The sequence below is a fragment of the Moorena sp. SIO4E2 genome, assembly GCF_010671945.1.
GTDB classification, from domain to species: Bacteria; Cyanobacteriota; Cyanobacteriia; order Cyanobacteriales; family Coleofasciculaceae; genus Moorena; species Moorena producens.
In genome coordinates, this window is the sequence record NZ_JAAHIE010000465.1 from 1 (window position 1) to 5,874 (window position 5,874).

A 5,874-nucleotide genomic window follows, 5' to 3' on the forward strand; every position below is an offset into this window, starting at 1 on the left:
GATTTTTTTGGCTCGTCTATCGTTTTCTGGGTCAAAGAACTTAAGCTTGACATCCCAGCAGTCTGAATCGACTCGGCAGAAGGGGCTTCGTTCAACCCCAATGGTATCAAGCTGCATAGACCCAGCACTTGAACTCGACGAAGTCTGTAGTACAGTCACTAAGGCATCTGCAAACTGAAAGGCATTGGTCGCGGCATAGTTGAAAGCACGTTCTTGGGATGTTTGACCAAGATTACGCAGATCGTAGTAAATGCGTTGTAGAAACGCTCTTAATGCATAACCGGTCGCCTCACTCACTTCATCTTCCGACAGGGTTGTATCTTCTATGCTGCCGCTTGCCAGAACTGCGTCAATGACATCTTGAATTAAGACCTCAATGTGCCAACCGTACAGTCCTCGAAGATTATACAGTTCAAGTACAGGAACAACTTGACCAGAGAATAGTTGAACGGTTTTACCTGTTAAGATTCCTGGGACTGAAACTTTATCGATGTATCCTAGGTTGTAAGAGTTCTCCCCAATTTGTGCCAAAGCCTGCCCCTCTAGAAACTTGCTCAATTGCTTGTACACCAATTGAGCAGATGGACCTTTCGGCTCAATAGCATAAATGGGGGTCAGCTCTAGATTCAATGTCCAAATCAGGGATTGAGCTTCTGATAGGTTGTCTGTTCCATCTTCACGCTTCACTTCATAGTCGTTCTGGGGATCTAGATCCAGATCACCATTGTCGAGGTCGGGAGTACCCAGAAGATAGTTAGTCATCTGCCTGACATCAAATGGATTAGCAGGAACAGCAGTATCAGTTGAAACTGCTATATTAACGTTTTGAGAATCCACTAAGGGCATCAGCTGCTTAAAGCTATCTTGACGAGCCTCTGTGCCAAAATCATAGCCAATGGTGCCGATTGCGTAAACCAAAGCCTTTGACCCACTATCACAGCCACATCCCATGGAAGGGAGGACACCGCTGGGGTTAACCCTAGTAGGAGCAACGGTGTTAGCAGCTATAGCGGGTACCGCACCCATCTGCTGATAATGAACCGGCATTCCCTGTTGAACGGGCGTGGCGTGTTGAACCGGTTGATTATAGCCAGCGGGAACGACTCCCATCTGCTGATAATGACCTGGCATTCCCTGTTGAACTGGCATGGCTTGCTGAACCGGTTGATTATAGCCAGCGGGAACCACTCCCATCTGCTGATAATGACCTGGCATTCCCTGTTGAACGGGCGTGGCGTGTTGAACCGGTTGATTATAGCCAGCGGGAACGACTCCCATCTGCTGATAATGACCTGGCATTCCCTGTTGAACTGCCATGGCTTGCTGAACCGGTTGATTATAGCCAGCGGGAACGACACCCATCTGCTGATAATGACCTGGCATTCCCTGTTGAACTGCCATGGCTTGCTGAACCGGTTGATTATAGCCAGCGGGAACGACACCCATCTGCTGATAATGAACCGGCATTCCCTGTTGAAGTGGCATGGCTTGCTGAATGGGTGCAGTGTGAGCAGCGGGAACGATTCCCATCTGCCCATGATGAACTGGATGAACGGGCATGGCTTGCTGAACTGGTTGATGATGGCCAGCGGGAACGACTCCCATCTGCTGATAATCAACGGGCATTCCCTGTTGAACCGGCATGGCTTGCTGAACTGGTTGATGATGGCCAGCGGGAACGACTCCCATCTGCTGATAATCAACGGGCATTCCCTGTTGAACTGGCATAGCTTGCTGAACTGGTTGATGATGGCCAGCGGGAACCACTCCCATCTGCCGATAATCAACGGGCATTCCCTGTTGAACTGCCATGGCGTGCTGAACCGGTTGATTATAGCCAGCGGGAACGACTCCCATCTGCTGATAATGAACGGGCATTCCCTGTTGAACTGGCATGGCTTGCTGAACCGGTTGATTATAGCCAGCGGGAACGACTCCCATTTGTCCAGAACTAGCAGTGGGGACAACCGTCGTTTCGTAGACTTGCTGCTGATTAACTGATTCAGCCGAACCCAAATTACTGGCTTCACTGGGTTGCATTCTTTCTACCTCCCAATTCTGATTGGACATTTCTTGTGTTTCCCCTTTAGTAATCAACTCATATGCTCCAGGAATGTTGAGACGACCTGCCAGACAACGACGAGCATCTGGAACTGTATCTGGGTGGCAAGGTAAGGCACTTTCAAGCAGTGCCTGACGGATGAAGTGAGGATTGGGTTTTTCTCCTCGTTTGAGCTGGATGCTCATTAACAGTGCTACCAGCCCAGATACAATTGGAGTCGCAAAGCTAGTCCCAAATTTTAGGGTGGTACCTCCACCAAGCATGGCTCCCAAGATGTTTTTACCAGGAGCCAAGATTCCCTGGTTTTGGTAAGCCTGACCCCAATTACTAAAATCGATTGGCAATCCCTGGTCATTCATTGCACCCACAGCTAGTACCGAGGGCAAAGCTGCCGGAACATGAAGACATTCACAGGCATTATTTCCCGCTGCTGCAATGATTAAAACACCATTCTCATGACAGTGACGGACAGCCTTTTCTAAAATCGGGTCTGCTGCACCAGATTCACTGAGTTCGCCTCCACTGATATTTATGACATTAGCTCCTTGTTCAACTGCCTGATTAATGGCTCGAGCTAGGTCTATTTGCAACAGTGAACGATTCTGACGATCAGAGAATACTGGCACAATCAGCCCACGACAACCGGGGGCAATTCCCTGAACTGGACTACCATGGTGCCCAAAAATTACGCTGGCAATGTGAGTACCATGACTAGCCATCTTCCCCACAGGAGCATCTGAAACCAGTGTAGGCAGCTTAGTTAGCTGAGCCCCTTGAAAGCTGGGATGAGATAGATCAACTGATCCGTCAAGAACGGCTACACATACCCGCGAATCGCCCATAGATTCATCCCACAAGGATTGAAGTCCAGGCAATTTTGACGCTGAGTAGTTAAACATCTATTGGTTATCCAGAGAAGTGCTAGGGAGAAGGGAGTCCTTGAACCTCCCGTCTTCAGGCCAGAGTTAGTGAAGCTACTAGCGCTGGTGGAATCCCTTAGCGACTGCCGCGCAGCGCCCTATAGCTTTCACCCCGAGAGCCATTATATACACTCCTCTCATGAAATAGTGAATATATTAAGAAATGTTGAATAGATTCACAAAATTTGACATTCATCAAGAAGAAGTTGATTCCTATTGACAGGAGATTACCTCAACATCGGCTCAGTCTTTCAATATAAATATGAATTTTTATAATAATTTATCTCCAACCTCTTGGGTAATTTCGAGTAACTGTCAAAAAAATAATTAATAAATTAATTAATCTAAATCTTGTAAATATTGACTTAGAGATTTATTATTAAATAATAATCTCAACAGCCAAGGCCAATAGAGATAATTAAGAATTATGGCATCACATAATCAACAATAAGCTGAAGCTAATTAAACGAAGAGCCGATGGATTCATAAATTTTGATAATTTCAGACTGAGAAGTTTTTTAACTTGGCATTTTGATGGTTAGTTTTACACAGTAGGTTCCGTAGAGCCTAAAAATTCTGTTCATCTTCACAGGACTGCCAGGGATTTCGTGGCGAAGCGGATGCCTGCCCTCGCTTACTACCATTTTTCAATCTCAGGTTTGATTAGACTTCGCGGCAGTTGTCGGGAACAGGGAACAGCGGATCACCGGAACAGTGGACAAGAATTGACGCAAAGCGATGCAGAGGTGCGACCCGTGGCGGCGAGCAATCCCTCGCCATCACGGAAAACGCACCATTACGGTCTTGGGAAGGCAGCGCGGTCTTGGGGAGGCAGCGCGGTCTTGGGGAGGCAGCGCGGTCTTGGGGGTTTCCCCCATGAGCGACTGCCGTGGTTTCCACGGGGCAAACAGCGGTGCGGACGCAGGTTCCGCACACAGCCCCTCCCCATGAGCGACTGCCGTGGTCTCCCCCATGAGCGACTGCCGTGGTTTCCCCCACTCGCTATTGCATCAAGAACACTATTAGAAAAATACTTTTGCAAGAGGTCTATTATACTGGCCAGTGGCAGGCACACGAAATCGAGTGTTAGCGATCTGGCAGTCCTGGGAGCATCCTTTGGGCCATCCAGCTCCGTAGATTGACAGTCATAATTTGTCCACAACGGCCGCAAGTGGGGATGATTTTGTGTTATTCTCGCCTAAGGAAACGGGATCGCTCCCAACCTAACTTCAGTAAGCGAGAATGCCACCGCTATCGCTAAAATCATCCTCACGCTTGCTCTCATAGTCCAGAAGCCCTCTCAAACACCTTTCAGGTATACTCCGATTACCAACCTTTTTGATACATTGCCCTACAAAAAACACCTCCTAAATCAAGCGGATTTGGTATGACTATAGACTACTGGCAAAATACTTGCTGCACTGCTTTAACTATTCTGTTAAGATCGGTCATCTCCAATTCTGGATAGAGTGGTAAAGATAATAACTTTTCCACGATTTGCTTTGCTATTGTTAATCGTCCTACCCGATGAGGTAAACCATTTTGATAAACAGGTTGATCTGGAATCAATTTCGGATATATTCTCATAGTTTCGATGCCAACAGAAATTAAGTGGTCTTCTAATTTCTGTCTTGTCTGGACTGAATCCGTTATCACAGTGTATAGATAATAAACATGAGTTCGCCCTGGAGCAACAAAAGGAATCTGTAGTGGTAAACCATCAAAATGAGCGTTGTAATAATTAGCAATATAATTACGACGTTGGTTCCACTCTTCTAAGAATTTTAATTCTAAATTTATTAATGCGGCTGTAAACTCTCCCATACGCCCTCTTAGCCCAAAGACCTCGTGATTATAACGATTTCCAGGGATTCTACCTAAATCAGATAAACGAAGGACTTGTGACACATTCTTTGCATCTTGCATTGTGATCATGCCACCATCTTCTAATCCGCCTATATTTTTACCATTATAGAAAGAAAAACAACCAAAATCTCCCATACTACCAGCATAGTTGCCATAATAAGTAGCCCCATGTGCTTGTGCGCAATCTTCAATAATTTTTAGATTGTACTTTTTAGCTATATCCATTAATCTGTCCATATCAGCCATTTGCCCATACATATGTACTGGGATAATCGCTACTGTTTTGCTAGTAATAGAATCCAAGACTGCATCTGGATTAATGGTTAGTGTTTTGGGGTCTATATCTACAAATACTGGAATACCTCCGACTGCATTTACAGCATAAGCTGTTGAAATAAATGTTAATGAAGGCACTATTACTTCATCACCTGGATTGATTCCAGCGCACATGAGTGCTATTTGCAAAGAGATAGTTCCAGATGATGTGGCAATTCCGGTTGTTCCCCATAAATCTTTTATCGATTTTTCAAGAGCAATAACACGATTTCCGCGTCCTGTATATTTTCCAGATAAAATTACTTCGTCAAATAACTCAAGAATCTGGTTTTTGAGAAACTCAAAGCGAAGACTATACCCTTCAAAGGGAATTTTGGCTCTACCGAAATTAGTGTCTATAAAACCGCGCTTATTCCCGACTAGGTCTGATTGGATGGGGTTTTTATAAAAAATCATTCTATCTCTTGATGCAGTCGCTCATGGGGGAAACCCCCAAGACCGCGCTGCATCGCTTAAAAACTAAAATTACTGCCCAATCATGATTATAATACAGCAATCCTCAATCATTTATTTGTAAAATATTAAAAATCTGGAATCGTTGCTGGAAAAGGGTTATAGCGATGGCTTTGGCCAATAGATTTAACGAATCATTTAGGACTGCTATAATTATTTTATAACATTTTTACACAGCCAGTTCGGTATAGCCAATTTAATTAGTTAAATTTTACTTAAATTCCAATTCTTTTGCGT

The 5,874-nt window shown here is 45.1% G+C and carries 3 protein-coding genes and 1 pseudogene; 2 read left to right on the plus strand and 2 right to left on the minus strand.

Annotation, left to right across the window (positions count from 1 at the left end; all coding sequences use genetic code 11):
* On the minus strand, nucleotides 1–2,961 hold a 2,961-nt coding region (locus F6K37_RS44920; protein ID WP_353838676.1), incomplete at its 3' end, for a S8 family serine peptidase.
* A gap of 461 nt (nucleotides 2,962–3,422) precedes the next feature.
* On the opposite strand from F6K37_RS44920, the pseudogene F6K37_RS30590 reads away from it, so the two are divergent.
* Nucleotides 3,423–3,524: pseudogene (locus F6K37_RS30590) on the plus strand (transposase); the annotation flags it as partial.
* Between the two features lie 117 nt (nucleotides 3,525–3,641).
* On the plus strand, nucleotides 3,642–4,124 hold the full coding sequence (locus F6K37_RS30595) for a hypothetical protein (protein ID WP_287254269.1): 483 nt from the start codon (nucleotides 3,642–3,644) through the stop codon (nucleotides 4,122–4,124).
* 256 nt (nucleotides 4,125–4,380) lie between these two features.
* Here F6K37_RS30595 and F6K37_RS30600 read toward each other — a convergent pair whose 3' ends face one another.
* On the minus strand, nucleotides 4,381–5,580 hold the full coding sequence (locus F6K37_RS30600) for a DegT/DnrJ/EryC1/StrS family aminotransferase (protein ID WP_287254271.1): 1,200 nt from the start codon (nucleotides 5,578–5,580) through the stop codon (nucleotides 4,381–4,383).
* Nucleotides 5,581–5,874: the final 294 nt, after the last annotated feature.

What these genes read in the sequence shown, in the direction of transcription:
- F6K37_RS30600 (WP_287254271.1), bottom strand. Translation starts at nt 5,580, where the DNA reads ATGATTTTTTATAAAAACCCCATCCAATCAGACCTAGTCGGGAATAAG.